The organism is Microbacterium forte, from assembly GCF_031885415.1.
Taxonomy (GTDB): Bacteria; Actinomycetota; Actinomycetes; order Actinomycetales; family Microbacteriaceae; genus Microbacterium; species Microbacterium forte.
On record NZ_CP116871.1, the window covers coordinates 1964181 to 1991150 of the forward strand.

Here is a 26970-nt window from a genome sequence, read left to right on the forward strand (position 1 = left end):
GTTACTCCTGCTCGGCGTCCAGCGCGGTCTGCATCTGCTCGGCCAGGTCCTTCAGGCCCTCTGCGGGGGCGACGGCGCCCGACCACACCTGCGAGAGCACCTCGCTCTCGATGCTGGTCCACGCGGACGTGTTCTTCGAGACCGGGTAGGGCACCGCGGAATCGAGCGCGTCGATGTAGACCTGCAGGTCGTACTGCGGCAGTGCGTCGACCCACCCCTGCTGGGTGCCGTTGAATGCGGGGATCACCGTGCCGGTCTCCGCCTGGATCTCGGCGGCCTCTTCGCCGCTGGCGAAGGCCGCGAACGCCTTGGCCTCTGCGACGTGCGGGCTCTTCGCGTTGGCGACGTTGCCCACGCCGTGGATCACGCTCTGGTTGCCCTCGGGGCCCTCGGGCAGCGGCGCCACGTCGACCTTGTCGGCGATGTCGGCGTTGTCTCCGTAGGCGATGGCGGCCCACGAACCGTTCTGGAACATGGCGACCTTGCCCGAGAGGAAGAAGTCCTCGGGGTTGGTGTCGGTCATCTGCTGCGCTGTCGGCGAGGAACCGGCCTCGATGAGGTCGGTCCACAGCTCGATGCCGGCGAGCGCCTCGGGCGAGCCGTAGCCGCTCTCGGTCCCGTCTGCCGAGATGACCTCGCCACCTGCCTGGGCGATCGAGTTGTAGAAGTTCTCCTGCCCGTACTGGCTGGCTGCGACACCGAACTGCCCCGTGGCAGGGTCGGTCAGCGCGGCGGCCGCCGCGGTGAAGTCATCCCAGGTCCAGCCTGCGCTCGGGTACTCGACGCCGGCCGCGTCGAAGAGCCCTTTGTTGTACCAGAGGGCGACGGTGTCGAAGTCCTTGGGAGCGCCGTAGAGCTTTCCGTCGAAGGTGTAGAGGTCGATGAGGCCCTGCGGGTAGTCGGCGGCATCCACCCCCGCATCGTCCAGCGGCGCGAGCTGGCCGTTCGAGGCGTAGAGCTGGAAGTTCGGGCCGTTCATCCAGAACACGTCGGCCGCGGATCCGCCGGTGGCCGCGGTCTGGAGCTTGGTGAAGTACTCCTTGTAGGGCGTCACCTGGATGTCGATCGTGACGTTCGGGTTCTCCTTCTCGAACGCCGCGGCGATGTCCTCCATGGCGGGCTTCTGGTTCTCGTCCCAGATGGCGTAGCTGAGGGTGACATCGCCGCCGGACGAGCTCGCGCCCCCGGCCGACGACGAGCAGGCGCTGAGCGCGAGGACGGCTGCCGCGGAGGCGGCGAGGGCGCCGAGGGCGCGGGGGGAAGTGCGGGGCATCGGTGTCTCCTTCGACGGGTGCAGGGGATCGTCACTGCGTCGGATTCTCGTGTTAAACGATTAGCAGTTAAACGATTAGCAAGGAGACTAGCCCGGTGCGGACGATCGGGTCAAGCATCAATCTCAGCGCGAGGCGGACAGACCCTCGTCGTCGTCGTCAGAGCATCGAGCCGAGCGCGATCCCCAGCCCTGCCGCGAGCAGACCGAGCAGCAGCATCCCCACGGCATTGAACGCGGATGCCGTTCGCTCGCCGTCGCGCCACAGCGCGACCGTGTCGAGCATCGCCGTGCTGAACGTGGTGTATCCCCCGAGCAGACCGGCTCCGAGGAGGAAGGCGCCGTCAGGAAGCGCCGCGGTGATGACGCCCAATGCGAACGACCCGCTGAGGTTCACGAGGAGTATGCCCCACGGGAAGCGCCGACCCGCGACCCTCGCGACACCGAGGTCGACGAGATGGCGCAGCGCTGCTCCCACGCCTCCGGCGAGTGCGGCTCCGATGAACAGCAGCGGGCTCATGCGGCTGCTGCTCCGTCGAGGCGGGCGGGCGGACGAGGTCGGCCGAGACGCAGCCCCGCCGCGGCCGCGGCAAGGCCGAGAACGAGACTGGCCGCGGCGTAGACGAAGGCGAGCAGCGGAGCATCCGCCCAGAGTTCCACCGCACCGGTCATGAACGCGCTGTAGGTCGTGAAGCCGCCGAGCACACCGGTGCCGAGGAACACCCGCAGGCCCGTGGTCTGCGGCAGCCGAGCGGCGAGGATGCCGATCAGCAGCGCCCCGAGCACGTTGACGGTGAGGGTGGCGACCGGGAAGCCTCCGGCATCCGGAATCCAGAGCGCGACCGCGAGCCGCGCCGCCGTGCCTATGCTGCCTCCCACGAAGACCAGGAGGAGGCTGCGGAGAGTCACGCGACAACTCTAGTCGCGCCGTTGCAACGCATCCGCTGATTGTCAACCGGGTGTGGTTGCGCGGCGTCTGGGCGAAGACTGACGCCATGAAGCCACTGTGGAAGCTCGACCGGACCCCGCCCATCGGCACACCGTTCGATCCCGGCGCACGGCACGACGTGATCATCGTCGGTGCGGGCCTCACCGGCCTCACCACCGCGGTCATGCTCACGCGAGCGGGGCTCGACGTGGCGGTGATCGAGGCGGGGGAGGTCGCCGAGCTGGCGACCGGCGGCAACACCGGCAAGCTCACCCTGCTGCAGGGCAAGCGGCTCGCCGAGATCCGCAGGCACCACTCCGCTTCCCTCGTGCAGGCGTACGTCGAAGGCAACCGCGAGGGCATGGACTGGCTGGTCGGCTTCGCCGACCACTCAGGCGTCTCGTACGAGCGGCGAGCCGACCACTCCTACGCGCAGGATCCGAACGGCGTCGACTCGGTGCGCGCGGTGCACGAGGCGGCGCGCGAAGCGGGCCTCGCGACCAGGGTGCTCACTCGGGAGGAGCTCTCGGAGGCGGCATTCCCCGTCGTCAGCGCCGTCGCGCTCGACGACCAGGTGACCATCGACCCTGCGCTCGTGACGCAGGCGCTCGCCGAGGAGCTGCTCGCGACCGGCGGCACGTTGCACACGGGAACCCGGGTCACCGCCACCCACGTCCTTCCCGAGCCGCGCGTCGAGACCCCGGTCGGGCCCATGTTCGCGGAGCACATCGTGATCGCGACGGGCTATCCGATCCTCGACCGCGGGCTGTACTTCGCGAAGATGCGCGCCTTCCGGTCCTACTGCGTCTCGTTCCGCGTCGCAGGCGACGTGCCGGAGTCGACCTTCATCTCGCTCGACTCCCCCAGCAGGTCGATCCGTCCGGTCTCGCCCGCCGACGGCCCCGGCGGCACGGCGCAGCTCATCGTCGGCGGCAACGGGCATCCGGTCGGGCGCTCCGACAGCGAGGCCGCCGCGGTCGACGATCTGATCGACTGGACGAAGCAGTACTTTCCGGATGCCGAGGAGACACACCGCTGGTCGGCGCAGGACTACGAGTCGCACAACCAGATCCCGTTCGTGGGTGCGATGCCACGAGGATTCGGCAGCATCCGCTTCGCGACCGGCTACGCCAAATGGGGGCTGTCGAACGCGCCGGCCGCTGCTCTGCGTCTGACCGCAGAGATCCTCGGCGCCCACTGGCACGATCGGCCGTCGTGGATGGTCAAGCTCGGCACGAGGCTGACGGTGCCGGCCGATCTCGCCCGAGGAGCCGCAGAAGGAGCGAAGGTCGCGGCCGCCGCGACGAGCGGATGGGTCGAGGCCGAGCGCAACCCCGTGCCGGTTCCGAAGCCGGCGGAGGGCGAGGGTGTGGTCGCCAACCGCAGCGGACGCCCGGTCGGAATCTCGACGGTCGACGGAGTCACCCGCGCGGTCTCGGCCGTCTGCCCGCACCTCGGCGGAGTGCTCGACTGGAACGATGCCGAGTGCACCTGGGACTGCCCGCTGCACGCCTCTCGGTTCGCTGCCGACGGCACCCGCATCGAGGGTCCGGCGCTGCAGGATCTGAAGGTCCTCCCCCGCAAGAGCGGGGGCTGACGCTCAGCTCGTCGGTGGGGCGCCCGCACCCGGCGGCGGCGCGTCCCAGCCCTGCTGGGGCTCGTCGCAGTTCTCACGGAACACGTACTGCGAGGCGAGCTTGCGCTGGTGGCTCGACCAGTCGATCGCCGGGCGACGCTGCTCGGGTGGCAGATAGCCGAGGCGGTAGACCGCCATGAGCTCGAGGTCATCTGGCACGCGCAGCAGCTTCACGATCTCGTCCCAGCGACCAGGCACCTCCATCGGGAACGAGATGAACTGGATGCCCATGCCGAGCTCGACCGTCGTCAGCCAGACGTTCTCCATCGCCGCGCCCATGCTGAAGACCGAGTAGAACGATGAGAGCTGGCCCGGTCGGTACTCGCTGCGATCGAGCATCACGCCGAGCAGGAGCGGAGAGCCGCCGACCAGCTTGTGGTTCTCCTCGCCCAGCGTCTTGGGCACGCCGAACGTGTTCATCAGCTTCTGACCGCGCTTCGTGAACACCTGGCTCGTGAACGGGCGGAGGGCCGCGGGGAGCTTGTCGAACAGCATCCCGCTGCGCTTCTCCTCCATCTCGGCCTGACTGAAGCGGAAGTACGGCTTGTAGCGCTCGAAGAACGTGCCGTTCGACATCGCCTCGGTCATGCTCTCGCCCGAGATCCGCGCGATCCTGTCGATCGTGTCGCGGTTCTCGATGACCACGAACCGCCACGGCTGGCTGTTCAGCTGCGAAGGGGCACGACCGGCCGCCTCGAGCAGGATGCGCTGATGCTCCTCCGACACCGGGTCGGGCAGGAACGGCCCGTTCGTGGTCTTGCGGCGGCGGATGGCGTCGAGCAGTTCCATGCGTTCACTTCCGGTCGGTGGCGAGGCGCGAGCAGATGAGGCCCGCGACGATGAAGGGGGCCGCGGCGAGCGCGACGAGCGGATGCCGTCGGCTGTGCGTGCCCAGGTAGGGGATGGCGGCGAGCGGAGCGGCGGCGGGCGCGAGCGCCACGGCGGCGCGGCGGCTCGCATGCGTCGGCCGGCCCCAGATGATCGCCGAGAACGCGGCGGCAGCGGTGGCGCAGGTGGCGACGTAGATCGCATGGTGCAGCCAGCGGAAGCTGCTCGTGTCGATGACCTTGGCGGCGACCGCCGTCCCGAGGGCGACGTTCGCGGTGTAGGCGACGGCCGCCGCGGCGAAGAGCGGCGCGGCGTCGGTGCGTCTGCGGCGGTGGCCCATGACCCGACCCTACGCCCACCCCCGGCATCCGCTCTCGGCCTTGCCCTGGTGTCTCGATCTGTGCAAAGCGGGGCGTCTCGTCGCGCCCCGGTCGTTGAGCGAGCACGGCGAAGCCGAGCGAGACGAAACGCCCCGCCCCCACACCTCTCGCACCGTGCGGGGTCAATAACGCACCTGAAACGGGCGTTTCGGATGCGTTATTGACCCCGCAGCAGCGGCTGACGGACGCGAATGCCGGCTACAGGTTGCCTTCCGCGTAGATGCGAAGGGCGTCGCGGACGAACTCCGCTCCCTGCGTGCCGCCGGCCGACGTCACGTAGTTCGCGCCGAAGCGCGGGTCTGCGACGTACATCTCGCCGAGCCCGATGACGTATCCCTTCACGTCACCACCCGGCACGGCCGCGGGGGTTCCGGGGATGCCGGTGAGCCACTCGACGTGGCGCCGAGCGACATCCTGAGCCTCGGCGGATGCCGGGTCGATGCCGCTCTCTGCGGCGGCGATCCAGTCGCGACCGAGGTCGGACACACGCTGCTGCCAGTCGGCGCGCTCGGCATCGGTCATCCCGCGCCACCAGCGGTCGCTGTCGGCGTAGGCCTTGCGACCCCAGCGCTCTTCGACCTCCTCCTTGTACTGGGTGTAGTCGAAGCCGTCGAACATGTTCTCTGCCATGAGTTCTTCACCTCCTTTCAGTGCGTTGATGGTGTTCTCGACCGACGCGATCTGCCGCGCCAGCCGGTTCTGCTCCTCGCGCAGCAGCGCGAGGTGTGTCTCGAGAGCGGACTCCTCGCTCTGCCGCGCATTCACCGGGTTCAGCACCTCCGCGATCTGCGGCAGACCGAGTCCGAGCTCACGCAGCAGCAGGATGCGCTGCAGGCGCACGAGCGCGGCCTCGTCGTAGTGGCGATAGCCGTTGTGCGCGATGCGCGAGGGTGACAGCAGGCCCACGTCGTCGTAGTGACGCAGCGTTCTGCTGGTGGTGCCCGCGAGTCGGGCGATCTCCTGGATCGACCAATCACGACCGGTCATCGAGTCTTCCTTCCGTGGATCCGTTCTTCGATAACTCCACGGTAGAAGTTGACGTTGCGTCAAGGTCAAGCTGCTGCCCAACCGATATTCTTCATCCGCGCGTCACACGAATCGGCTCGTCGCTCGCTACGGTCGTCTCGTGCCCGAATCACACTCCCCTCTGCAGCCGCTCGCCCTCGCTCCCGTGATCGCTCCGCCGAGCACTGCGGATGAGTTCGTCGAGCGCTTCCTGCACAACCTCAACTTCGACCGCGGCGTCGCGCTGTCGGCATCCAGCGCGAATGACCGCTATCTCGCGCTCGCCCACACGGTGCGCGAGTACCTGATGGCACGCTGGCTCGAAGACGTGCGGCACCAGAAGGAGGTGCAGGCGAAGGGCGTCTGCTACCTCTCGGCCGAGTACCTGCTGGGCCGTCAGCTCGACAACAACCTGCTCGCGGCCGACCTCACCGAGGTCGCCGGCGAAGCCCTGGCGTCGTGCGGCGTCTCGCTCGACGAGCTGCGCGCGCACGAGGTCGAGCCAGGTCTCGGCAACGGCGGACTCGGGCGCCTCGCCGCCTGCTTCATCGACTCGCTCGCCACGATGGCTGTGCCGAGCATCGGCTACGGCATCCGCTACGAGTACGGGATCTTCCGTCAGACGTTCGTCGACGGTCAGCAGGTCGAGCAGCCCGACGCCTGGCTTGCGCTCGGCTCCCCGTGGGAGTTCGCGCGACCCGAAGACGCGCAGACGATCGCGTTCGGCGGCCACACCGAGAAGTACGACGACGACGGCGTCACGCGCAGCCGGTGGGTCCCCGCGTGGAACGTGCAGGCCGTGCCCTACAACTACATGGTCCCCGGATTCCGGAACGGCCGCGTCAACACCCTCCGGCTGTGGAGCGCGGTCGCCACGAGCGCCTTCGACCTGCGCATCTTCAACTCGGGCGACTACGAAGAGGCCGTGCGAGCGCAGACGTTCGCCGAGAACATCTCGAAGGTGCTCTACCCCGAAGACTCCACCCCGCAGGGCAAGGAGCTGCGCCTGCAGCAGCAGTACTTCTTCGTCGCGGCATCCATCCACGACTTCCTCGACAACATGCTCGCCGACGGCTTCGACCTCGCGAACCTGCCCGAGCGCGTGATCTTCCAGCTCAACGACACCCACCCGGTGATCGCGGTGCCCGAGTTCATGCGCGTGCTCATCGACGAGAAGCACCTCGAGTGGGATGCCGCGTGGGCGATCACCCAGCAGTGCTTCGCCTACACGTGCCACACTCTGCTTCCCGAGGCGCTCGAGGTCTGGCCGGTCGAACTGCTGGGCCGACTGCTGCCCCGCCACCTCGAGATCATCTACCGCATCAACGACGAGTTCCTCGTGGCGGTGCGCGAGCGCTTCGGCGACGACGAGATGCTCGTGCGCAACATGTCGATCATCGCCGAGCATCCGGAGCGCTCGGTGCGCATGGCGTACCTCGCGACCGTCGCCGGAGCGAAGGTCAACGGCGTCGCCGAGCTGCACTCGCAGCTGCTTCGCGAGAAGGTGCTCAGCGACTTCGACGCGTTCTTCCCCGGCAAGTTCACGAACGTCACGAACGGGGTGACACCTCGGCGCTTCCTGCGCCTCGCCAACCCGGAACTCTCTTCGCTCGTCACCGCCGCGATCGGCGACGGCTGGACCACCGACCTCGAACGGCTGCATGAGCTCGAGCCGTTCGCCGAGGATGCCGAATTCCGCACCGCGTTCGCCGCGGTGAAGGCCGCGAACAAGCGCCGCCTGAGCGAGGTGCTGCGCGAACGGGACGGCGTCGAGATCAGCGACGGCCACATGCTCGACGTCATGGTCAAGCGTCTGCACGAGTACAAGCGCCAGCTGCTGAAGGTGCTGCACATCGTCACCACCTACGAGGGCGTGATCTCGGGGCGCATCGCCGTGTCCGACGTCGTGCCGCGAACGGCGATCTTCGGCGCGAAGGCGGCGCCCGGATACGCGATGGCGAAGCGCATCATCCACCTGATCAACGCCGTGGGCGAGGTGGTGAACACCGACCCGCGACTCGAGGGCAGACTGAAGGTCGTCTTCCCGCCGAACTACAACGTGACTCTGGCCGAACGCGTGATCCCCGCCGCCGACCTGTCGGAGCAGATCTCGCTCGCCGGCAAGGAGGCGTCTGGCACCGGCAACATGAAGTTCGCGCTGAACGGCGCGCTCACCATCGGCACGGATGACGGGGCCAACGTCGAGATCCGCGAGCTCGTCGGCGACGACAACTTCTATCTCTTCGGCATGAGCGAGCCCGAGGTCGAGGCGCTGAGCACTCGCGGCTATCGGCCGCAGGAGTACTACCAGGCCGATGACGGCCTGCGTCGGGCGATCGACCTGATCGCCTCCGGCGCCTTCTCTCGCGGCGACCGCTCGATGTTCGAACCCGTCGTCTCGAACCTGCTCTACGAGGACCGCTTCATGGTGCTCGCCGACTATGCGTCGTACATCGCCGCGCAGGATCGGGTGGATGCCGCATACGCCGACCAGGATTCCTGGACCCGCTCCGCGATCCTCAACGTCGCCCGCACGGGGTTCTTCTCGTCCGACCGGTCGATCCGCGACTACATCGACCGCATCTGGCACACTCCGCCCCTCGTCTGAGGTCGCCGTTTCAGCACCCCACCCGTGCCGTTTGCAGGACCGAAGCACGTCTGCAGGACCATCTCCCCCGAACCGTCCTTCCGACGTGCCCGAATCCTGCAGACGGCCCGCGACCGAAGACACCCTTGACAAGATCGAGATATATCGTGTTACTCTTGCCACACACGATATATCGTGTTCCCTCGAACCAGGAGAAGCAGACATGACCGAGAAGTGGCTCATCGCCCCCGGCGAAGAACGCGTCATCGACATCGAGAACGTCACCCGGCTGAAGATCGGTCTGGTCGGCGGTCAGGTCGATGTCATCGCACACGACGAACCCGGCATCCGCATCGAGGTGCACGGTGTCACCACCAAAGACCTCCGCATCGAGGCGAACGACGGCGAGGTCGAGATCGACCACCCGCAGCTCGGCTGGGACAACTTCCTCGAGGTGTTCCGCAACTTCGGCTCCGGCGGCCCCAAGGCCGAGGTCAGCGTCGCCGTGCCCCGCTCGATCGCCCTGAACCTCGGCGTCGTCAGCGCCGGAGCTCTCGTCTCAGGCATCCGCAACGATGCCCGCCTCAACACCGTCTCGGGTGACCTCATCGTCGACACCCTCATCGGCGACCTCACGGTCAACTCAGTGTCCGGCGACGTGCAGGTGCGCGGCCTCACCGGCTCGATCAACGCGAACAGCGTCTCAGGAGATGTCGCCGTCACCGGCACCATCCGCCGCGCCACCGTCGACATCGTCTCGGGGTCGACGCTGGTCGACGCCGCCGGCGACGTGAACGCCATCAACGTCAACTCGGTCTCCGGCGGCACCACCGTGCGCCTCGACGAGTCACTCGCCGCGAACTACGTCGTGCGCTCGCTGAGCGGACGACTGCTGATCGACGGCGTCGAGCGTGGCTCCTCCGGGATCAACAACTACACCGGCTCGACCGGTGAGCTGGCCGGACGTTTCGTCGACCTGCGCGCGAACTCCGTCTCGGGCGGCGTCACGGTCCTTCGCCGCACGCCCAGCTCGATCGAGAACGACCCCGAATGGGAGGAAGCATGAGTCCCGCAGTGTTCTCCCACGGCGATCTCAGGCTCTACCTGCTCTCGCTGCTCGCCGAGGCGCCCCAGCATGGCTACGGCATCATCCAGGCTCTCACCGATCGCACGGGAGGCACCTACACGCCCAGCGCCGGCACCATCTATCCGCGGCTCGCGAAGCTCGAGGAGGAGGGTCTGGTCAGCAAGACCGTCGACGGCCGCACCACGATCTACGCGATCACGGATGCCGGACGCGCCGAGCTCGCGTCCCGCGAGGGCGACCTCGCCGGCATCGAGGCGGGTCTCACCGACTCGGTGCGACTGATCGCCAACGAGGTGCGTCAGAGCGTCAAGGAGGCCATGAAGAGCCTTCGCGCAGACCTGGCCACGGCTGAGAAAGACGACCGCGCCGCATCCAAGTCCCGCCCGCGCACCGCGGGCGACGACGAGCGCACCGTCACTCGCGAGGAGCTGCACCGAGCGGATGCCGTCATCAACGCCTTCCGCGCACGGGTGCGCACCGACCTCCGCACCCACGTGGCGAAGGGCGGCACGCTGCCGGCATCCGTCGTCACGCAGCTGGAGGACGGGCTGGATGCCGCGGCCCGAGGGATCACGACCGCTCTGGCATCGCTCGGGCGCTGACCTCACCCCGTCGCACGTCCGAAGCCCCTCCCGTCACTCGACGAGAGGGGCTTCTGTCGTGCGGTGGGCTGGCGATCGACCAGCCATCCGAACCGGAAGGAGTCGAACGAGACCTACTCGGTCCAGATCTCGGGCTGAGTGTCGGGAACCGGGTCCTGCAGGGGCACGACGAGCACGGGCCTGTGCTGGCGATGCGCGAGGCGGGCGGCGACGGATCCCGTGAAGAACTCGCGGATCGACTCGCCGATGCCACGTTTGCGTGTGCCGACGACGATCAGCTGGGCGTCGAGCTTGGTGGCGAGCTGCTTGATGGCGAGGGCAGGGTCGCCGACGAGCTGGCGGGCCGTCCACGTCAGGCCTGTGCCGTCGAGCGCCGCAGTGGCTTCGGCCTGCACGGCCTCGAACTCGGCTGCTCCGGCGTCGAGGTTGATGTCGATGGGCGCCGAGTGCACATAGCCATCGGGATCTTCGTAGGTGACGAAGCGGGTGACGTCGACGTGGGCCACCACGAGAGGCACCCGGAGGAGCCGCGCGAACCGCGCTGCTTCTTCGATCACCCGCGTGGGCTGCCCCGGCTGCATCCCGACGATCACGGCCTTCTGCAGTGTCGCGTTCTGTGCGGCCTCGTCGGTGGGCGTCGAGGTGTTGTCGGTCATGAGGATCGCTCCCTTCACCAGCTGCCAACGGGCCAGTGCGGTCTGGCCGCGTGCTATTCTGAATGCTACTCTTACCGGCCCTCAGCCGGTGTCGTGAATGACTCGGGCAGATGGTTGCCCGCAGCTTAACTCGTGAGGGGGTCTCAGGCATGGGCCGTGGCCGTCAAAAGGCGAAACACACCAAGATCGCCCGCGAACTGAAGTCGTTCAGTCCGTCGGTGAACTACTCGGCGCTCGAGCGCGAACTCGCGCACCCGAGCGACGCTGAAGACGCATATGTCGACAAGTGGGCCGACGAGTATGCAGACGAAGACGAGGACGAACTCGAAAAGGCCTGACCGCCGATTCGATCGTCGTCGACTCCCCCGTGCGATGCACGGGGGTTTCGTCGTGCCCGGAATGCCGGAACCCGTCGCTGCCGATGTCCTGTCGGTGACGGACGGACCCCTAACAGCCTGAGAGGATCTCCTCATGGCTCGTGTCGTCTCGCTCTTCCGTCACCCGATCAAGGGCTTCACTCCCGAATCCGTCGATTCGCTGACCGTGCGAGCCGACGGCCGGATCGCGGGCGATCGCGTGCTGGCGTTCCGCTTCGCCGATGCGACGGCCCCGGAGCACCACGACGGCCTCGACCACTGGCCGAAGGCGAAGGGCCTCTCGCTGCAGGACTTCCCCGGGCTCGCGGCACTGCGCACCGACTACGACGATGCTCGGCAGCGCGTGCGGATCGAGCACGCCGGAGCAGTGCTCGTCGAGGCGGGACTCGATGACGCCGGCCGTGTGGAGCTCGCGGATGCCGTGACCGAGTTCGTGCTCGCGAGCGCGGAGGGCCGGCGCATCCGACGCCCAGGACGACTGCCGCTCGTGCTGGTGGGCGACGGTGTGACGTCGAGGTTCCAGGACCGCGCTCGCGGATACGTCTCGGTGCACAGTCGCGGCAGCGTCGACGCGCTCAGCGACGCCCTCGGCTTCGGCATCGATGACCGGCGATTCCGCTCGAACGTCGTCGTCGATGACGTCGCCCCGTGGTCCGAGCTCGACTGGACGGGTGAGCTGAGCATCGGTCGGGTGTCGTTCCGCACAGCGGGCCCGATCGTTCGGTGCCTGGCGACACACGCCAATCCCGACACCGGAGCCCGTGACGCGAAGGTGCTCAAGACCCTCACGAACGACCTCGGACAGGATGAGCCGACGCTCGGCAGGCTGCTGCTTCCGCCGCGTGCCGCGGCCGACGGATCCGCCGAGTGGGCCGGCGGCACCATCAGCGTCGGCGACGAGGTGCGGGCGCACTGAGGGCACGCTGAGGTCGCACCGGTGCCGTGACCTCGCCGCGAGTCACCAGCGACCGTGCCGGCGCTCCCAGTCCTCTTCGATGGTGCGACGACGACCCGCGATCCACCCGGCGGGGATCACCGCGATCAGAACGCCGACGAGAAGCCAGAGCGGGATCTGCCAGCTGTCGGTCATGTCGTGCAGCAGACCGATCAACAGCGGGAACACCGCGGCGACCGCGTATCCGATGCTCTGCACGAACCCGCTGAGCGCCACGGCGCTCTCCGGCGTGCGCGCGCGGATGCTGAGCAGCACGAGAGCGAGCGGGAACAGCCCTGGCGCGAGGCCGAAGAACACGACCCAGATCGGCAGCGCCACCGTCGGGAGGAAGATGAATCCGAGGAGTCCGATGAGGCCACAGGCGATCGAGATGACGAACACGGGTCGCGTGGCCTGGAACCGGACGATGAGGATGGGCACGAGCAGGGAGCACGGCAGACCCATCAGACCGAACAGTGAGAGCAGCAGCCCCGCATTCGCCGGCGTCACCCCACCCACGTCGATCATGATCGAGGGCAGCCAGGCGAAGGAGACGTAGGCCAGCGTCGACGACGCCGCGAACACCAGCGCGATGGACCATGCCATCGGCAACCGCCACAGCCGGCCGAAGACCCGGGGGTTCGCAGGCGTCGTCGCGATCGGGCCGGTCGCCACGGATGCCGCGTCGTACCCGTCGCGCTCGACCTCGGTCGAGGCGGGATCGACGCGTGTCTGCGCGGCGGCGACGGCATCCGCTCGGCTCGTGACCAGCATCGCCACCCACGGCACCAGAGCGATCGCGGCGAACACGCCCCACAGGCCGAGCGAGACCCGCCACCCCGCCGAGTCGGCGAGCGGCACCGCGACGAGCGGCGGCACGAACGTCGACACGGCCATGGTGGTCGAGTACACGGTCATCATCAGACCGAGTCGATCGGGGAAGTACTTCTTGACCAGAGGCGGCAGCAGCACGTTGCCCGAGCCGACACCCGCGAACACCACGGTCGTCGCGGCGAGCAGCGACGTCGAGTCGACGGCGAGGCTGCGCAGCAGCAGCCCGGTCGCGATCAGCGCGATCGCGACCACGGCCACGCGCTCGAGCCCGAACCGGCGCTCGAACAGCGGAGTGAGCAGACCGAAGACGGCGAAGCACACGGGCGGCGCGGCACCGATCAGACCCACGACGACCGACGAGACCGCGAAGTCCTCGGCGACGTGGTCGAGCACCGGTGACAGGGATGCCACTGCCGAGCGCAACGAGAAGGCGACCAGCACGATGCCGATCAGCGCGAGGGCGCGACCACGCCAGAGCGGCTGCGCACCCGAGGTCACGAGGTCTGCGACCCCTCCACCCACGCGAGGTACTCGTCGGAGACCGTGCCGGTGACGTACCGGCCGTCGAAGCAGCTCATGTCGAGATCGTTCAGCACGGAGCCCTCGGTGATGGCGGCCTTGAGGTCGTCGACCTCCTGGTAGACCAGGTGGTCGCAGCCCAGCTCGGTGGCGATCTCGGGGATCGTCCGTCCGTGGGCGATGAGCTCATGGCGCGACGGCATGTTGATGCCGTAGACGTGCGGGTATCGCACGGGCGGCGCGGCAGACGCGAACGTCACCGAGGTGGCACCGGCATCCCGGGCCATCTGGATGATCTGCTTCGACGTCGTGCCCCGCACGATCGAATCGTCGATCAGCAGCACGTTCTTGCCCTGGAACTCGGTCGACATCGCGTTCAGCTTCTGACGCACGCTCTTCTTGCGCACGGCCTGGCCGGGCATGATGAAGGTGCGGCCGACGTAGCGGTTCTTGTAGAAGCCCTCGCGGTATTCGATGCCCAGCTTGCGGGCGACCTCCATGGCCGCGGGGCGAGACGAATCGGGGATCGGCATGACGACGTCGATCTTGTCCATCGGCACGTGCTTGGCGATCGTGTCGGCGAGCTTGTCGCCCATGCGCAGACGCGACTCGTAGACGGAGACGCCGTTCATGACCGAGTCGGGACGAGCGAGGTAGACGTACTCGAACGCGCACGGCGCGAGCACGGGATCCTCGGCGCACTGCCGGCTGTGCAGTTCGCCCTCGTTGGTGATGAAGATCGCCTCGCCGGGCTCGACCTCGCGGACCACCTCGTAGTCGGCGTTCTCGAGCACTAGCGACTCGCTCGCGACGACCCATTCGTCGCGGCCTTCCGCGCCAGGGACGGTCGAGGGGCGACGACCGAGGATGAGGGGGCGGATGCCGAACGGGTCGCGGAACGCGAGCAGACCGTAGCCCGCGATCACGGCGATGACGGCATAGGCGCCCTCGATGCGCTCATGCGTGCGCTCGACGGCCTCGAACACCCGCTCGGCGTCGAGGTCGACCGTCGACGTCGTGTTCTGCAGTTCGCCGGCGAGCACGTTGAGCAGCAGCTCGGTGTCACTCGAGGAGTTGAGGTGACGGCGGTCGCGCTGGGCCATGTCGGCCGTGAGCTCGCGCGTGTTCGTCAGGTTGCCGTTGTGGATGAGGATGATGCCGTACGGCGCGTTCACGTAGAACGGCTGCATCTCCTCTTCGTTCGACGCCGTGCCCTTGGTCGCATAGCGCACGTGACCGAGCCCGACGTTCCCGAGGAGCCCGCGCATGTCGCGGGTGCGGAACGCCTCGCGGACCATGCCCTGCGCCTTGGCGTTGTGCATGACGCCGTTCGCCTCAGCTGTCGCGATTCCCGTCGCATCCTGGCCGCGGTGCTGCAGCAGCAGGAGTGCGTCGTAGATGTCCTGATTGACCGGGGCAGAGCCCACCATTCCGACGATGCCGCACATGGGCTCTTACTTCGCTCCGTCCGCATAGGCGCCGACCAGGCGCACTGCTCCACCGTCGACGCCCTTGGCGCCCTGTTCGAACTCTCCTGCCGGACGCGCGCCGAAGCCCACGGTTCCGACCTGCCACGCGGGCATGCCGTCTGCCGCGAGCGCCGCGATGGCGGCATCCTTCTTGTCGGCCGCGACGATCGCAAGGAATCCGATGCCGAGGTTCCAGGTGCCCTCGGCGGATTCCAGCGTCGACCCTGCGATGTCGCTGAGCACGCGGAAGACCGGGCTCGGCGACCACGTGCTGCGGTCGACCTCGGCCCAGCTGCCCTGCGGGAGCACACGGGCGAGGTTGGCCGCGATGCCGCCGCCGGTGACGTGGCTGAGCGAGTGCACTCCGCCCGCGCCCGTCGCGCCGCCGAGCTGCTCGATCAGACGAAGCAGCGGAAGCGTGTAGAGGCGCGTCGGCTCGAGAAGAGCCTCACCCCAGGTCTTGCCGAAGTCGGCGGCGTTGTCGCCGTAGCCGATTCCGGCGTTCGTGACGATGTGGCGCACGAGCGAGTAGCCGTTGGAGTGCAGTCCGCTGGACTCGACGGCGAGCACGACGTCGCCGTCCTGCACGCGGTCGGCCCCCAGGATGCCGTCGGCCTCGACGACTCCGGTCGCGGCGCCTGCCACGTCGTAGTCGCGCGGGCCGAGGAGCCCGGGGTGCTCTGCGGTCTCGCCGCCGATGAGCGCGGTGCCGGTGGCGGTGCACGCCTCGGCGATGCCGCGCACGATGTCGGCGATGCGCTGCGGGAAGACCTTGCCGCAGGCGATGTAGTCGGTCATGAAGAGCGGCTTCGCGCCCACCACGACGATGTCGTCGACCACCATGCCGACGAGGTCCTGGCCGATCGTGTCGTGCTTGTCGATGGCCTGCGCGATGGCGACCTTCGTGCCGACGCCGTCTGTGCTGGTCGCGAGCAGCGGGCGACGGAAGTCGCGCAGCGCACTCGCGTCGAACAGTCCGGCGAAGCCGCCGACACCGCCGAGCACTTCAGGGCCGTGCGTAGCGCGCACGGAAGACTTCATCAGCTCGACGGCGAGATCGCCTGCAGCGGTATCGACGCCGGCTTCGGAATAGGGATTGGTGGGGGAGGCAGCCACACCTCCAGCCTACCGCCCGCGGGGCCCTCCTCTCCCCGCCCGCGATCTCCTACGATGGGGCCATGGCCGACAAGCCGCAGTGGTTGATCCGCGAGGATGCGAGCGTTCCAGTGCTCGTCGCGCTCGCGCTGCGTCAATCCCTCGGCATCCGGGCCCCCGAAGACCTGCCGAGCCTGCGCGATCTGCCCGTCAGAGCGCCGGATGCCGTCGAGGTGACGCCCGAGCTCGAGAAGCAGTGGCGCGACTTCTGGGACATGACGGTCGAACCTCGGGCGCACCCCTCCGGCGTGCCGCTCGAGCTCGTCGACGGCTTCGACACGCTCGTGGCCCTGCCTGCGACCGGTGCCGAGCAGCTCGCCGACGCGATCGCGCCGCACGCGGAGTCGGCGATGCACTTCGCCCGCGTCGCGCACGACCGCTACGTCGCGTCGATCCGCAGCTCGATGGCGAGCCGGTCGGGCAACGGCAACATCGGCGGCGAGGCGTACCGTGCCTATGCGAGCGCGATCGCCGAGTTCGAGCGCGAGATCGGGCGCCGAGCGCATTCGTTCGAACTCAACGTGCAGGTGCTGCCGTTCTCGCAGCGGGGGATCTGGTGGATCGGCGCTCTCACGGTCGCGGTGACCGACGGGCTGCGCCGCGACGTGGTGTCGTTCGACGCGGCGATCCGGCCGATCATCGCAGAGCTGGCCTGACGCGGCCTGCTGCGCACCGACCGGGTCAGTCGTTCTCGATGATCGTCTCGTGCTCGACCGTGACGACGTGATCATGGCGGCGGGCGAGCCGCTCGAGGATCAGCGCGACGATGCTCGCGAGGGCGAAGCCGATCGGCACCGTCCACAGCAGAAGGAACCCGAACACCTGCCCTGGCGGGTAGACGACGCCGACCGCGTCGGAGGGTTCGTAACTGCCCATCATCGTCAGGATGCCGGCGGCGATGATGCCGAGCACGACGCCGATGCCCATGAACACGCCGAAGCGCGGCACGCGGCGGACGGTCGCCTCGACCGTCTGGGAGGAATCGTGGGAGGACATGCATCCATTCTCCCACCGTTGCCTGTGGGTCGCTCCCCCGTCTTCCGAGCATCTCGACGTCGCTCTGGTGGGGCCCTCGACCTGAGGGTCCTGCGGGCGCTCAGGGTGCTGCGAGTGCTGCGGTCAGGGACGCAGCGGCAGGACGTCCGAGAGGTCCGCGCGGGTGCCCGATGCGCTCACCCGGCCCGAGCCCGCGGCATCCGCCCAGTGCTCCGTGCCCGTGGCGACGGCGATCCAGGTCGCCGGGTCCATCTCGACGACGTTCGGCGGGGTTCCGCGCGTATGCCGAGGGCCCTGGATCACCTGCACGGCGCCGAACGGCGGCACTCGCACCTCGACGCTGTTGCCCGGAGCCTTCTCGTCGAGCAGCTGCAGCAGATAGCGCACGGCAGTGGCGAGCGGGGTGCGCTGCGGCTTCTCGCCCGCGGCATCCGCTCTCCTGACCTCATCGAGCGCCGCGCGGCCATCGATGATGTCGATCTTCCTGGAGGGCATGGGAACAGGGTACGCCGAGCGCAGCACTGCCCTGGAGGCTCTTCGCAGGCATAGGCTCGAGGCGATGAGCCAGAATCCCGACACCCTGCACGGCGCGAGAGCCGAGCTGCTCGCCGCGGCGAAGCGCAGTGAGGGCTGGACGGGGCCTGTGCCACCGGTCGACGGCAGCGCGCATCCGGCGTCCGTGCTCGTGCTGTTCGGCAAGCTCGACAGCACCCCGGCTCAGACCGACGCCACGACCATGGCCGCCGACCTCGACGTGCTGCTGCAGCGCCGAGCGGCCACGCTGTCGTCGCACCCCGGCCAGGTGTCGTTCCCCGGCGGCCGGGCCGAGGATGCGGATGCGGATGCCGTCGCCACCGCCCTGCGCGAGGCCGAAGAGGAGACCGGTCTCGACCCGGCCGGCGTCGAGATCCTCGCCACTCTTGCCGAGATCCCGCTCGCCGCGAGCAACCACATGGTCACCCCCGTGCTCGGCTGGTGGCGTTCGCCATCGCGCGTCGCGGCCGTGGATCACGCCGAGACGGTCGACGTGTTCCGTGTGCCCGTGGCACAGCTGCTCGACCCCAAGACCCGGTTCACATCGACCATTCACCGCATGGGTCGCACCTGGAAGGGGCCGGCGTTCGACGTCGACGGCACGATCGTGTGGGGTTTCACGGCGATGGTGCTCGATGCGCTGTTCGACGCCGCAGGCTGGACCATGCCGTGGGACCGGTCGGCGGAGCGCCCGGTCGAGCTCTGAGCCGCAACCCGCCGAAACGCGCGCGTCCGCCTCGGTAGTCTGGACGGGTGAAGATTCTCGTCCTCGGTTCCGGTGCCCGTGAGCACGCGATCATCCTCGCCCTGCGAGCAGAGACCGCGGAGCACGAGATCTTCGTCGCCCCCGGCAACGCCGGGATCGCGCAGGACGCGACGCCCGTCACCCTCGACATGCTCGACGGCGCCGCGGTGACCTCCTTCGCCAACGAGCACGCCGTCGACCTCGTGGTGGTCGGCCCGGAGGCCCCGCTGGTCGCCGGTGTCGCCGATGTGCTGCGCGCGCACGGTATTCCCGTGTTCGGCCCCGGCAAGGCTGCGGCGCAGCTCGAGGGATCCAAGTCGTTCGCCAAGCGGATCATGGATGCGGCCGGCGTGCCCACCGGACGAGCGGTGCGCGCCACCACGACCGCCCAGGTCGAGGCCGCGTTCGACGACCTCGGAGCCCCCCATGTGGTGAAGGCCGATGGACTGGCGGCAGGCAAGGGCGTCATCGTGACGTCCGACCGCGCCGAGGCGCTCGCGCACGCCGAGCACTATCTGCCCTCGGGCCCCGTGCTCATCGAGGAGTTCCTCTCGGGCCCCGAGGTCTCGCTGTTCTTCCTGAGCGACGGCGACACCGTGCGGGCGCTCAGCCCCGCGCAGGACTTCAAGCGTGCGCTCGACGGCGACGCAGGTCCCAACACCGGGGGCATGGGCGCATACTCGCCGCTGCCGTGGCTGGCCGACCAGTTCGGCAGCGAGCAGGCCTTCGTCGAAGAGGTCACCCGAGATGTCGCCCTGCCCGTGATCCGTCAGCTCGACGAGGAGGGCACCCCGTTCATCGGCCTGCTCTACGCCGGGCTCATCCTGACTCCCGCCGGTGTGCGCGTGATCGAGTTCAACGCCCGCTTCGGCGACCCCGAGACCCAGATCGTGCTGCCTCGTCTCGTGACGCCGCTGTCGGAGCTGCTGTTCGCCGCGGCATCCGGCACTCTCGAAGACCAGCCCGAGCCGGTCTTCAGCGACGATGTCGCCATCACCGTCGTCCTGGCCAGCGAGGGCTATCCCGAGGCTCCGCAGACCGGTCGCCCGATCGAAGGCCTGGCCGACGCCGCGGCCGTCGAGGGCGTGCGTCTCGTGCACGCTGCGACCGCGAGCCCCGATGCACCCGGCGGCTCGCTGATCGCCACCGGTGGGCGCGTGCTGAACGTCGTCGCTGTGGCATCGGACTTCCGCACCGCGCGCGACCGGGCATACGAGGCCATCGGCCGCATCACTCTCGAGGGTTCGCACTTCCGCACCGACATCGCGGCCCGCGTCGCGGAGTAGCTCGACCCTTCGTCGTTTTCCTGCCGACTCGCGCAGGTACTCCGCCATTCCGGACGTGGACTCTTGACACCGAGAACTTTCTTCAAGAAAGTGACTGGATGCCGCTCCGCTCCGACTGGTCGACAGCCACGTGTCCGATCGCCCGCTCCGCCGATGTGCTCGCCGACCCGTGGGTGCTTCTGATCCTGCGCGAGCTGTTCTCGGGTCGCACCCGCTTCGATGAGCTGCGCGACGCCACGGGAGCCGCCGACTCCGTGCTCGCCCGGCGCCTCGCCTTGATGACCGAGGCGGGCCTCGTGCGGCGCGACGACGAACGGGGGTATCTCCTGACGGAGGTCGGCCGAGAGACCCTCCCGATCCTCCACGCCTACGCGCGATTCACGCGCGTCACCGATCCCGACGGCCCCTGGGGGCTGACCGTCGGCTGCGGGCGCTGCGGCGGGCTCGCGGCATCCGCAGACTGGTGCACGACCTGCGCCGCCCCGCTCGACGCAGACACCACCCGGTGGTCGCGTCGCAGCATGGGCGGCGAGCCGTTCGCGCTCGCATCAGGCACCGCCGCATGACCGCCGAATCGGTCGAGGAGCCGACCGACCTTCCGACACCCACGCCGCCCGCGATGCCGCAGCGCCGCATCCATCCCGCATGGATCGTCGCACTCGTCGCGCTGATCGCACTGATCGGAGCCGCCGGGTTCCGTGCTGCACCAGGGGTGCTGATGCTGCCTCTGCAGGACGAGTTCGGCTGGACCACGGCCGAGCTCTCTCTCGCCGTCACGGTCAACCTGCTGCTGTTCGGCCTCACAGCGCCGTTCGCCGCCGCCCTCATGCAGCGCTTCGGCATCCGCGCCGTCACCGTGACCGCTCTGTTCGTGATCGGAGCGGGTGCTGCGCTGAGCGTCTTCGTCGCCACCCCGGCGCAGCTCATCCTGACGTGGGGCGTGCTCATCGGACTCGGCACCGGGTCGATGGCGCTGGTGTTCGCGGCCACGATCACCGATACCTGGTTCGCGACCAGGCGCGGCCTGGTGTCGGGCGTGCTCACGGCCGGAAGCGCCACCGGGCAGCTGATCTTCCTGCCGGTGATCGCCGCGGCGGCCGAGGACATCGGCTGGCGAGGGGCATCGCTGATCATCGCCGGGGGTGCGCTCGCGGTCGTCCCCCTGGTCTGGATCTTCGTGCGCAACCGTCCGAGCGATCTCGGCGTCAACCGCTACGGCGACAGCGGACCCGTCACCGTGACCGCCCGACCGAAGGGCAGCGCGTGGGGAGCCGCTCGACTCGCGATCACCACACTCCGCGACGCTGCGCGCACCAAGACGTTCTGGGCGCTCGCGATCGGATTCGCGATCTGCGGCGCCACGACCAACGGCCTGATCGGCACCCACTTCATCCCCAGCGCGCACGACCACGGGATGCCGACGACGACCGCAGCCGGGCTGCTCGCCGTGGTCGGGATCTTCGACATCGCCGGCACGGTGTTCTCGGGCTGGCTGACCGACCGGGTGAACCCTCGCATTCTGTTGGCCGCGTACTACGCGCTGCGCGGCGTGAGCCTGCTGTTCCTGCCGAGCCTGCTGTCGGCCGACGTGCAGCCGAGCATCGTCGTGTTCATCGTGATCTACGGCCTCGACTGGGTGGCGACGGTTCCGCCGACCATCGCACTGTGCCGTGAGGTCTTCGGCGATCGGGGTCCCCTCGTGTTCGGCTGGGTGTTCGCCTCGCACCAGATCGGCGCCGGCATCGCCTCGTTCCTCGCGGGCATGGTGCGCGACCACACGGGCCAGTACACCGTCGCCTGGTTCGCCGCCGCCGGCCTCTGCGCCGTCGCCGCGCTGGTGAGCGCCACGATCCGCCGGCATCCGGCCGCGGTCACGTCGCCCTGATCGCCCGACGACGAAGGCCCCCACCCGGAATCGGGTGGGGGCCTTCGACACCGGAAGACGCTCAGAGGACCTTCGAGAGGAAGTCCTTCAGGCGCTCGTTCTTCGGCGCGCCGAACAGCTCGGCGGGCGGCGCCTCTTCGACGACGACTCCGCCGTCCATGAACACCGTGCGGCCCGAGACCTCGCGGGCGAAGCCCATCTCGTGCGTCACGAGCACCATCGTCATGCCGCCGGACGCGAGGTCACGGATCACCTGCAGCACCTCACCGACCATCTCGGGGTCGAGCGCGCTGGTGGCCTCATCGAAGAGCATGATCTCGGGGTCCATCGCGAGCGCGCGGGCGATCGCCACGCGCTGCTTCTGACCGCCCGAGAGCGATGCCGGCTTGGCATCCGCCTTCTCGGCCAGGCCCACGCGATCGAGCAGAGCGAGCGCCCGCTCCTTCGCCTCGGCCTTCGACAGCTTGCCGAGCTCGACCGGCGCGAGAGTGATGTTCTCGAGCACGGTCATGTGCGGGAACAGGTTGAAGTGCTGGAACACCATGCCGATGCGCTGGCGCACCTCGTCGAGCTTCACGCTCTTGTCGGTCAGGTCGACGCCGTCGACGATGACATGACCCGACGTCGGCTCCTCGAGCTTGTTGAGGCAGCGCAGCAGGGTGGACTTTCCCGACCCCGACGGACCGATGACCGCGATGACCTCGCCGTCTTCGACCGTCAGGTCGATGCCCTTGAGCACGTGGTTGTCGCCGAACGACTTGTGCAGGTCTCTGACCTCGATCTTGCTCATGCGTTGAACTTCCTCTCCAGGCGGTTCGCGAGCAGCGTGAGAAGCGTGATCACGACGAAGTAGATGATGGCGACGATGGTCAGCACCTGGGCCGACAGGTACGTCGAGGCGATGATCTGGCGCGACACGAACGTGAGCTCGGCGAGCCCGATCACGCTGATCAGCGAGGTGTCCTTGAGGGTGATGATGCCCTGGTTCACGAACGACGGGATCATGATGCGGAAGGCCTGCGGCAGCACGACCTTCCGCATGGTCTTCCAGTGGCCGAGGCCCAGGGAACGCGACGCCTCGGACTGACCGGGGTCGACGGCCTGGATGCCGCCGCGGATGATCTCGGTCATGTACGCACCGGTGTTCAACGAGAGCGTGATGGCGCCCGCGACGAACGGGTTGAACGTGAGCCCGGGGAACAGCTGCGGGATGGCGAAGAACACGAAGAACGCCTGCACCAGGATCGGGGTGCCGCGGAACACGTAGACGTACGCGGTGGCCACCCAGCGGAACGGCGCGAAGGCCGACACCCGGCCGAAGCCGAAGATGAGCCCGAGGATGAACGCCGCCACGATCGCGACCAGCGTCGCGAGGATCGTGAGCCACAGGCCCTCCATCAGAGCGGGCCAGTACTTCACCGCCACGGAGAAGATGTCGGTCGCCTGCGTGCTCTCCTCGCCGCCTGCGAGGTAGCTGTCGACGATCTCGTCGTACTCCCCCGAGGCCTTGAGGTTCTCGAGACCCGCGTTGAACATCTCCACGAGTTCGGGGTTCTGGCCCTTGTTGACCGCGAATCCGTATTCGCCGCCGAGCTCCGGCTCGCCGATCAGGCGGAAGCCGGACCCCTGCTGGATGCCGTAGGCGAGCACCGGGAAGTCCTCGAAGTAGCCGACGGCCTGGCCGGCCTTGACGGCATCCACCATGTCGGTCGTGTCCTGGTACGGCGTGATGCGGAAGCCGAATTCGTCCTGGTTCTCCTCGGCGAACGTCTGCCCCTGGGTGCCGGTCTTGACCGCCACCGCTTCGCCGTCGAGGTCGTCGAGCGACTGGATGTCGCTGGACTCGAGCACTCCGAGCTGGATGCCGCTGGTGAAGTACGGCTCGCTGAAGTCGAACGTCTTCTCGCGCTCTTCCGTGATCGACATGCCCGCCATGACGGCGTCGACCTGGTTGGCCTGCAGAGCCTGCACCGCGGCGTCGAACCCGAGCTGGCGGATCTCGACCTCGAAGCCCTGGTCGTCTGCGATCGCGCGCAGCAGATCCATGTCGATGCCGACGAGCTCGCCCTCGGGAGAGGTGAACTCGAACGGCGCGAACGTCGTGTCGGTGCCGATGACATAGGTCTCGGAGTCGTCGGCCGCGGTGGCCGCGGACGCGCCGCCGAGCAGCGCACCGGCCGCGATGAACGCCGTGAGCGCCATCGCCCCGACGGTGCGTCCGAACGCGCGCAGGCGCGCGGAAGCAGGAGAGGGATGTGGGATCACGACGGGTGCTCCTCGGATCGGATGGGCGACAGGATGCTGCCACCGGGATGGTCGTCGACCATCCACCCTAACCGGCGACGGCGTGTCGCCGTGATCCGAGGGCGGTCCGCGCGCTCGCCTCTAGAGGGTGATCCAGTATCGGCGGAGCATCGCGTGTCCCCGCGCGGACTGGTCGCTGACGTCCTGCAGCACGCCTCCGGCACCCTCGATCGTGCGATACGAGCCGACGTTGTCGTCGTCGCAGGTGACGAGCACGCGCTCGAGGCCGATCTCGCGAGCACGTTCGAGCCCGAGACGCAGCGCCGCAGAGGCGTAGCCCTGTCGGCGGCGAGAGGCGCGCACCGAGTAGCCGATGTGGCCGCCCGCCTCACGGAGCCATTCGTTCAACTCGTGCCGGAAGGAGAGGAAACCGACGACCTCGCCGTCGTCGACGATCCAGTACAGATCGTTGTGCACGGCGTCGTCGGGCAGGTCGGCCGTGGTGTCGGCGAGCAGCGTCGACTTCTCGATCAGGGCCTCGAGCGTCGCGAGATCCGGGGTGACGGGTGCCTGCAGACCTGAACCGTCGACATGACCGTCGCCGAATTCGGCGACGGCAGCCGCCCAGGAGTCGAACAGGTCGGTGGTGGGCCTCGTGAGCTCGATCGTCATCGCCCGATGACATCACAGGGGGGTTCCCGGCCGCAAACCGGGCATTCCCCACGCGTGTGCGAAAGGCCCGGCTCGCAGGCAGGAGCGGGTCACGCCGCAGGCGCGGGCGCCTCCGTGGGAGCCGACGCGGCAGCATCCGCCCTGTCGTAGCGTCCGAGGAACAGCGAGGCGACGAGGGCGACGACCATCACGCACGCGGGAAGCAGGATCGCCTGCGACATGCCTGCGGCGAACCCCTCGGCGACCTCGGGCGGCAGCGAGCCGCCGCCGCTGGTGCCCGACGGGGCATCCGCGAGACCGGGCAGGTTCGCCTCGAGACGAGACTGCATGAACGTGGCGATGGATGCCGAGCCGATCACCGATCCGATGGTCCGGGTCGTGTTGTAGATGCCCGCGCCGGCGCCCGCCTGGCGCGGCGGCAGCTTGCGGGTCGCGGTGGTCGCGAGCGGCCCCCACATGCCCGCGTTGCCGATGCCCATGAGCGCCGACGGCAGCAGGAACATCCAGATCTCGGTGCCCATGTTGATCAGCGTCGAGTACCAGACGAGGGCGACGACGACGCAGAGGAGACCCGGGATCAGGATGATGCGCGGGTCGACGCGGTCGAGCAGCTTGCCCGCGAACGGAGCGAGCACGCCCGAGAGCACGGCCATCGGGATCAGCAGCAGAGCGGCCTCGGTCGGGGTGAGCCCGCGAGCGGTCTGCAGGAAGAACATCATCGGCAGCGACATGCTCGTCACCGTGAACCCGACCGCGGCTATGGCGACGTTCGCGCCCGAGAAGTTGCGGTCGCGGAAGAGGGCGAGCGGCACGAGGGCCTCACTGCGCGTGCGCGCCTGCTGCACGATGAACAGCCCGAGCACGATGAGGCCGGTGATGATCAGGCTCCACACCGAGATCGGGCCCCAGATCACACCCCAGTCGAACTTCTCGCCTTCCTGAAGACCGAAGACGATGAGGAACAGCGCGACCGCGCTCAGGATGACACCGAGGACGTCGAAGCGGTGCGGACTCGTCTGCAGCTTGGGCACGAGCCGCCAGGCGAGCACGAAGGCGACGATGCCGACGGGGATGTTCACGAAGAAGATCCATTCCCAGCCGAAGCCGTCGACGAGCAGTCCGCCGACGAGGGGTCCGACGAGCGTGGCGACACCGGCGGTCGCACCCCACAGGCCCATGGCCGCACCGCGGCGCTCGGGCGGGAACGTGCGGGTGATCACTGCCATGGTCTGCGGCGTCATGAAGGCGGCGCCGAGCCCCTGCACGGCGCGCGCCGCGATGAGCATCTCGAGCGAGCCCGAGAGTCCGCACCAGAGCGATGCGAGCGTGAAGATCGCGAGGCCGATGAGGTAGATGTTCTTGGGACCGAAACGGTCGCCGAGGCGTCCGGTGATCAGCAGCGGCACGGCGTATGCGAGCAGGTAGGCGCTGGTGACCCACACCACGTTGTCGAGGTTGTTCGTGGTGGGGTCGAGGGCGGCCTTGATCGCCGGGTTCGCCACCGAGACGATCGTCGTGTCGACGAGGATCATGAAGAAGCCGATGACCAGCGCCCACAGGGCGGGCCACGGGCTGGCGGGACGGTGGCCCGCCGCGAAGGTGCCGGTCGAGGGACCGGATGACGAGGATGCCACGGGCGTGCGTCCCGTCGAGGGAGAGTCGGTCATTGCTGTGCAGCCTTTCGCTGAGCGAGGTAGCGGTCGGTGTTCTCGAAAGCCGTGGGCCCCCAGGGGAACGCCTCGGCCTCGAGACGATCGAGGAGCGAGTCGAGCCAGCGCAGCTCGGCGTCGAGCAGCACCTCCTGACGCTCGAATTCGACGAGCACCTGCTCGGGGGCGCCCTTGCGGCGGGCGCCGGTCAGTCCGTCGCGGTGCAGAGCATGCCCTTCCGCGAGTGCGACGCGACGGACGCGGAGGCAGTCGACGACGTCGGGGCGCTCGAGGTTGTGCGCTTCCGCGAGTGCGATCCGGAACTCGGCGGGGCGGTCGATGATCGACAGCTCACGGCGGAGCCAGCCGATGAGCGCGTCACGACCGGCATCCGTGAGCGTGTAGGTGGTGCGCTCGGGGCGATTGCCCTCTCGATCGGTGCCCACCTCGTCGATGAGTCCGCCACGCTGCAGACGACCGACCGTGTGATAGAGCGTCCCGTTGGTGACGGCGAGCAGACGCTCGTCGCGGCGAGCGCGCATCAGACGCACCATCTCATAGGGGTGCATGTCGCCCTCGCGCAGCAGCGCGAGCACCATCACCCCCATCGGGGTCAACCGCTCCGCAGGTTCCTTCGACACGTGCTCCACCTCAAATAGTCCACGTGGACTATACGCCCCTTCAGGCCGGTC

The 26970-nt window shown here is 68.6% G+C and carries 28 protein-coding genes; 11 read left to right on the forward strand and 17 right to left on the reverse strand.

Going from position 1 to position 26970, the window contains the following annotated elements:
* Position 1 precedes the first annotated feature (1 nt).
* The 3 genes from OB895_RS09370 to OB895_RS09380 all read right to left on the reverse strand — a co-directional run bounded on the left by OB895_RS09370 (position 2) and on the right by OB895_RS09380 (position 2179).
* The gene (locus tag OB895_RS09370) at positions 2 to 1273 is read right to left on the reverse strand and encodes an ABC transporter substrate-binding protein (protein WP_079112159.1); all 1272 of its coding nucleotides are present in this window, start codon (positions 1271 to 1273) and stop codon (positions 2 to 4) included.
* Positions 1274 to 1430: 157 nt separating this feature from the next.
* Entirely contained in the window at positions 1431 to 1790 is a 360-nt protein-coding gene (locus OB895_RS09375; protein ID WP_079112158.1) for a fluoride efflux transporter FluC, read from the reverse strand.
* Entirely contained in the window at positions 1787 to 2179 is a 393-nt protein-coding gene (locus tag OB895_RS09380; RefSeq protein ID WP_079112157.1) for a fluoride efflux transporter FluC, read from the reverse strand. The genes OB895_RS09375 and OB895_RS09380 overlap by 4 nt, the downstream gene beginning before the upstream one ends.
* A gap of 86 nt (positions 2180 to 2265) precedes the next feature.
* Here OB895_RS09380 and OB895_RS09385 point away from each other — a divergent pair, with 86 nt between their 5' ends.
* A complete protein-coding gene (locus tag OB895_RS09385) occupies positions 2266 to 3795 on the forward strand; it encodes an FAD-dependent oxidoreductase (RefSeq protein WP_079113892.1) in 1530 nt (509 codons plus the stop codon).
* 3 nt (positions 3796 to 3798) lie between these two features.
* On the opposite strand, the gene OB895_RS09390 is transcribed toward OB895_RS09385, so the two are convergent.
* The 3 genes from OB895_RS09390 to OB895_RS09400 form a co-directional block, all read right to left on the reverse strand.
* On the reverse strand, positions 3799 to 4623 hold the full coding sequence (locus OB895_RS09390; RefSeq protein WP_079112156.1) for a nitroreductase family protein: 825 nt from the start codon (positions 4621 to 4623) through the stop codon (positions 3799 to 3801).
* A gap of 4 nt (positions 4624 to 4627) precedes the next feature.
* Positions 4628 to 5002 (reverse strand): hypothetical protein, encoded by a 375-nt coding sequence (locus OB895_RS09395; RefSeq protein ID WP_079112155.1) that lies wholly within the window; start codon positions 5000 to 5002, stop codon positions 4628 to 4630.
* Positions 5003 to 5240: 238 nt separating this feature from the next.
* A complete protein-coding gene (locus OB895_RS09400) occupies positions 5241 to 6029 on the reverse strand; it encodes a MerR family transcriptional regulator (RefSeq protein WP_079112154.1) in 789 nt (262 codons plus the stop codon).
* A 139-nt stretch (positions 6030 to 6168) separates the two neighbouring features.
* On the opposite strand from OB895_RS09400, the gene OB895_RS09405 reads away from it, so the two are divergent.
* The 3 genes from OB895_RS09405 (at position 6169) to OB895_RS09415 (ending at position 10323) form a co-directional block, all read left to right on the forward strand.
* Positions 6169 to 8655, forward strand: a complete 2487-nt coding sequence (locus tag OB895_RS09405; protein ID WP_079112153.1) for a glycogen/starch/alpha-glucan phosphorylase — start codon at positions 6169 to 6171, stop codon at positions 8653 to 8655.
* 202 nt (positions 8656 to 8857) lie between these two features.
* On the forward strand, positions 8858 to 9700 hold the full coding sequence (locus tag OB895_RS09410) for a DUF4097 family beta strand repeat-containing protein (protein ID WP_042537987.1): 843 nt from the start codon (positions 8858 to 8860) through the stop codon (positions 9698 to 9700).
* A complete protein-coding gene (locus OB895_RS09415; protein ID WP_042537989.1) occupies positions 9697 to 10323 on the forward strand; it encodes a PadR family transcriptional regulator in 627 nt (208 codons plus the stop codon). Before OB895_RS09410 ends, OB895_RS09415 begins: the two co-directional genes overlap by 4 nt.
* 113 nt (positions 10324 to 10436) lie before the next feature.
* On the opposite strand, the gene OB895_RS09420 is transcribed toward OB895_RS09415, so the two are convergent.
* Positions 10437 to 10979 carry a universal stress protein gene (locus OB895_RS09420; protein WP_079113891.1) on the reverse strand — a complete coding sequence of 181 codons (543 nt, stop codon included), beginning with the start codon at positions 10977 to 10979 and terminating at the stop codon, positions 10437 to 10439.
* A 149-nt stretch (positions 10980 to 11128) separates the two neighbouring features.
* Between OB895_RS09420 and OB895_RS09425 the strand changes: the two genes are divergently transcribed.
* Both OB895_RS09425 and OB895_RS09430 read left to right on the forward strand, forming a co-directional pair.
* A complete protein-coding gene (locus OB895_RS09425; protein ID WP_042537993.1) occupies positions 11129 to 11317 on the forward strand; it encodes a DUF3073 domain-containing protein in 189 nt (62 codons plus the stop codon).
* A 133-nt stretch (positions 11318 to 11450) separates the two neighbouring features.
* The gene (locus tag OB895_RS09430) at positions 11451 to 12272 is read left to right on the forward strand and encodes an MOSC domain-containing protein (RefSeq protein WP_079112152.1); all 822 of its coding nucleotides are present in this window, start codon (positions 11451 to 11453) and stop codon (positions 12270 to 12272) included.
* Between the two features lie 42 nt (positions 12273 to 12314).
* Here OB895_RS09430 and OB895_RS09435 read toward each other — a convergent pair whose 3' ends face one another.
* From OB895_RS09435 to purM, 3 genes are read right to left on the reverse strand one after another with little or no spacing between them, the layout of a single operon-like run.
* Complete coding sequence (locus OB895_RS09435) at positions 12315 to 13646, reverse strand: MFS transporter (protein WP_228385640.1); 1332 nt, start codon at positions 13644 to 13646, stop codon at positions 12315 to 12317.
* A complete protein-coding gene (gene purF, locus OB895_RS09440) occupies positions 13619 to 15091 on the reverse strand; it encodes an amidophosphoribosyltransferase (protein ID WP_079112151.1) in 1473 nt (490 codons plus the stop codon). Before purF ends, OB895_RS09435 begins: the two co-directional genes overlap by 28 nt.
* A 6-nt stretch (positions 15092 to 15097) precedes the next feature.
* Positions 15098 to 16228, reverse strand: a complete 1131-nt coding sequence (gene purM / locus OB895_RS09445; protein WP_042538000.1) for a phosphoribosylformylglycinamidine cyclo-ligase — start codon at positions 16226 to 16228, stop codon at positions 15098 to 15100.
* A gap of 62 nt (positions 16229 to 16290) precedes the next feature.
* Between purM and OB895_RS09450 the strand changes: the two genes are divergently transcribed.
* Positions 16291 to 16923 (forward strand): hypothetical protein, encoded by a 633-nt coding sequence (locus OB895_RS09450; RefSeq protein ID WP_042538002.1) that lies wholly within the window; start codon positions 16291 to 16293, stop codon positions 16921 to 16923.
* 25 nt (positions 16924 to 16948) lie between these two features.
* Here the strand turns inward: OB895_RS09450 and OB895_RS09455 are convergent, their stop codons facing one another.
* Both OB895_RS09455 and OB895_RS09460 read right to left on the reverse strand, forming a co-directional pair.
* On the reverse strand, positions 16949 to 17263 hold the full coding sequence (locus OB895_RS09455; RefSeq protein WP_042538004.1) for a hypothetical protein: 315 nt from the start codon (positions 17261 to 17263) through the stop codon (positions 16949 to 16951).
* A 123-nt stretch (positions 17264 to 17386) separates the two neighbouring features.
* Positions 17387 to 17758 carry a sterol carrier family protein gene (locus OB895_RS09460; protein WP_042538320.1) on the reverse strand — a complete coding sequence of 124 codons (372 nt, stop codon included), beginning with the start codon at positions 17756 to 17758 and terminating at the stop codon, positions 17387 to 17389.
* Positions 17759 to 17822: 64 nt separating this feature from the next.
* Between OB895_RS09460 and OB895_RS09465 the strand changes: the two genes are divergently transcribed.
* From OB895_RS09465 to OB895_RS09480, 4 genes are all read left to right on the forward strand, one after another.
* Entirely contained in the window at positions 17823 to 18503 is a 681-nt protein-coding gene (locus tag OB895_RS09465; RefSeq protein WP_079112150.1) for an NUDIX hydrolase, read from the forward strand.
* 47 nt (positions 18504 to 18550) lie between these two features.
* Positions 18551 to 19828 (forward strand): phosphoribosylamine--glycine ligase, encoded by a 1278-nt coding sequence (gene purD / locus OB895_RS09470; protein WP_079112149.1) that lies wholly within the window; start codon positions 18551 to 18553, stop codon positions 19826 to 19828.
* A 98-nt stretch (positions 19829 to 19926) separates the two neighbouring features.
* The gene (locus OB895_RS09475) at positions 19927 to 20394 is read left to right on the forward strand and encodes a winged helix-turn-helix transcriptional regulator (protein ID WP_079112148.1); all 468 of its coding nucleotides are present in this window, start codon (positions 19927 to 19929) and stop codon (positions 20392 to 20394) included.
* The gene (locus tag OB895_RS09480; protein WP_079112147.1) at positions 20391 to 21713 is read left to right on the forward strand and encodes an MFS transporter; all 1323 of its coding nucleotides are present in this window, start codon (positions 20391 to 20393) and stop codon (positions 21711 to 21713) included. Before OB895_RS09475 ends, OB895_RS09480 begins: the two co-directional genes overlap by 4 nt.
* A 61-nt stretch (positions 21714 to 21774) precedes the next feature.
* Here the strand turns inward: OB895_RS09480 and OB895_RS09485 are convergent, their stop codons facing one another.
* From OB895_RS09485 to OB895_RS09505, 5 genes are all read right to left on the reverse strand, one after another.
* Positions 21775 to 22503 carry an amino acid ABC transporter ATP-binding protein gene (locus OB895_RS09485; protein WP_042538015.1) on the reverse strand — a complete coding sequence of 243 codons (729 nt, stop codon included), beginning with the start codon at positions 22501 to 22503 and terminating at the stop codon, positions 21775 to 21777.
* Complete coding sequence (locus OB895_RS09490; protein ID WP_042538017.1) at positions 22500 to 23978, reverse strand: amino acid ABC transporter substrate-binding protein/permease; 1479 nt, start codon at positions 23976 to 23978, stop codon at positions 22500 to 22502. Before OB895_RS09490 ends, OB895_RS09485 begins: the two co-directional genes overlap by 4 nt.
* Before the next feature lie 120 nt (positions 23979 to 24098).
* Positions 24099 to 24629, reverse strand: coding sequence for a GNAT family N-acetyltransferase (locus OB895_RS09495; RefSeq protein WP_079112146.1), 531 nt, complete (start codon positions 24627 to 24629; stop codon positions 24099 to 24101).
* An 89-nt stretch (positions 24630 to 24718) separates the two neighbouring features.
* Positions 24719 to 26296: a DHA2 family efflux MFS transporter permease subunit gene (locus OB895_RS09500; protein ID WP_079112145.1), complete on the reverse strand. Its 1578-nt coding sequence runs from the start codon at positions 26294 to 26296 to the stop codon at positions 24719 to 24721.
* Positions 26293 to 26919 carry a PadR family transcriptional regulator gene (locus tag OB895_RS09505; RefSeq protein ID WP_228385639.1) on the reverse strand — a complete coding sequence of 209 codons (627 nt, stop codon included), beginning with the start codon at positions 26917 to 26919 and terminating at the stop codon, positions 26293 to 26295. The genes OB895_RS09500 and OB895_RS09505 overlap by 4 nt, the downstream gene beginning before the upstream one ends.
* Between the last annotated feature and the right edge of the window lie 51 nt (positions 26920 to 26970).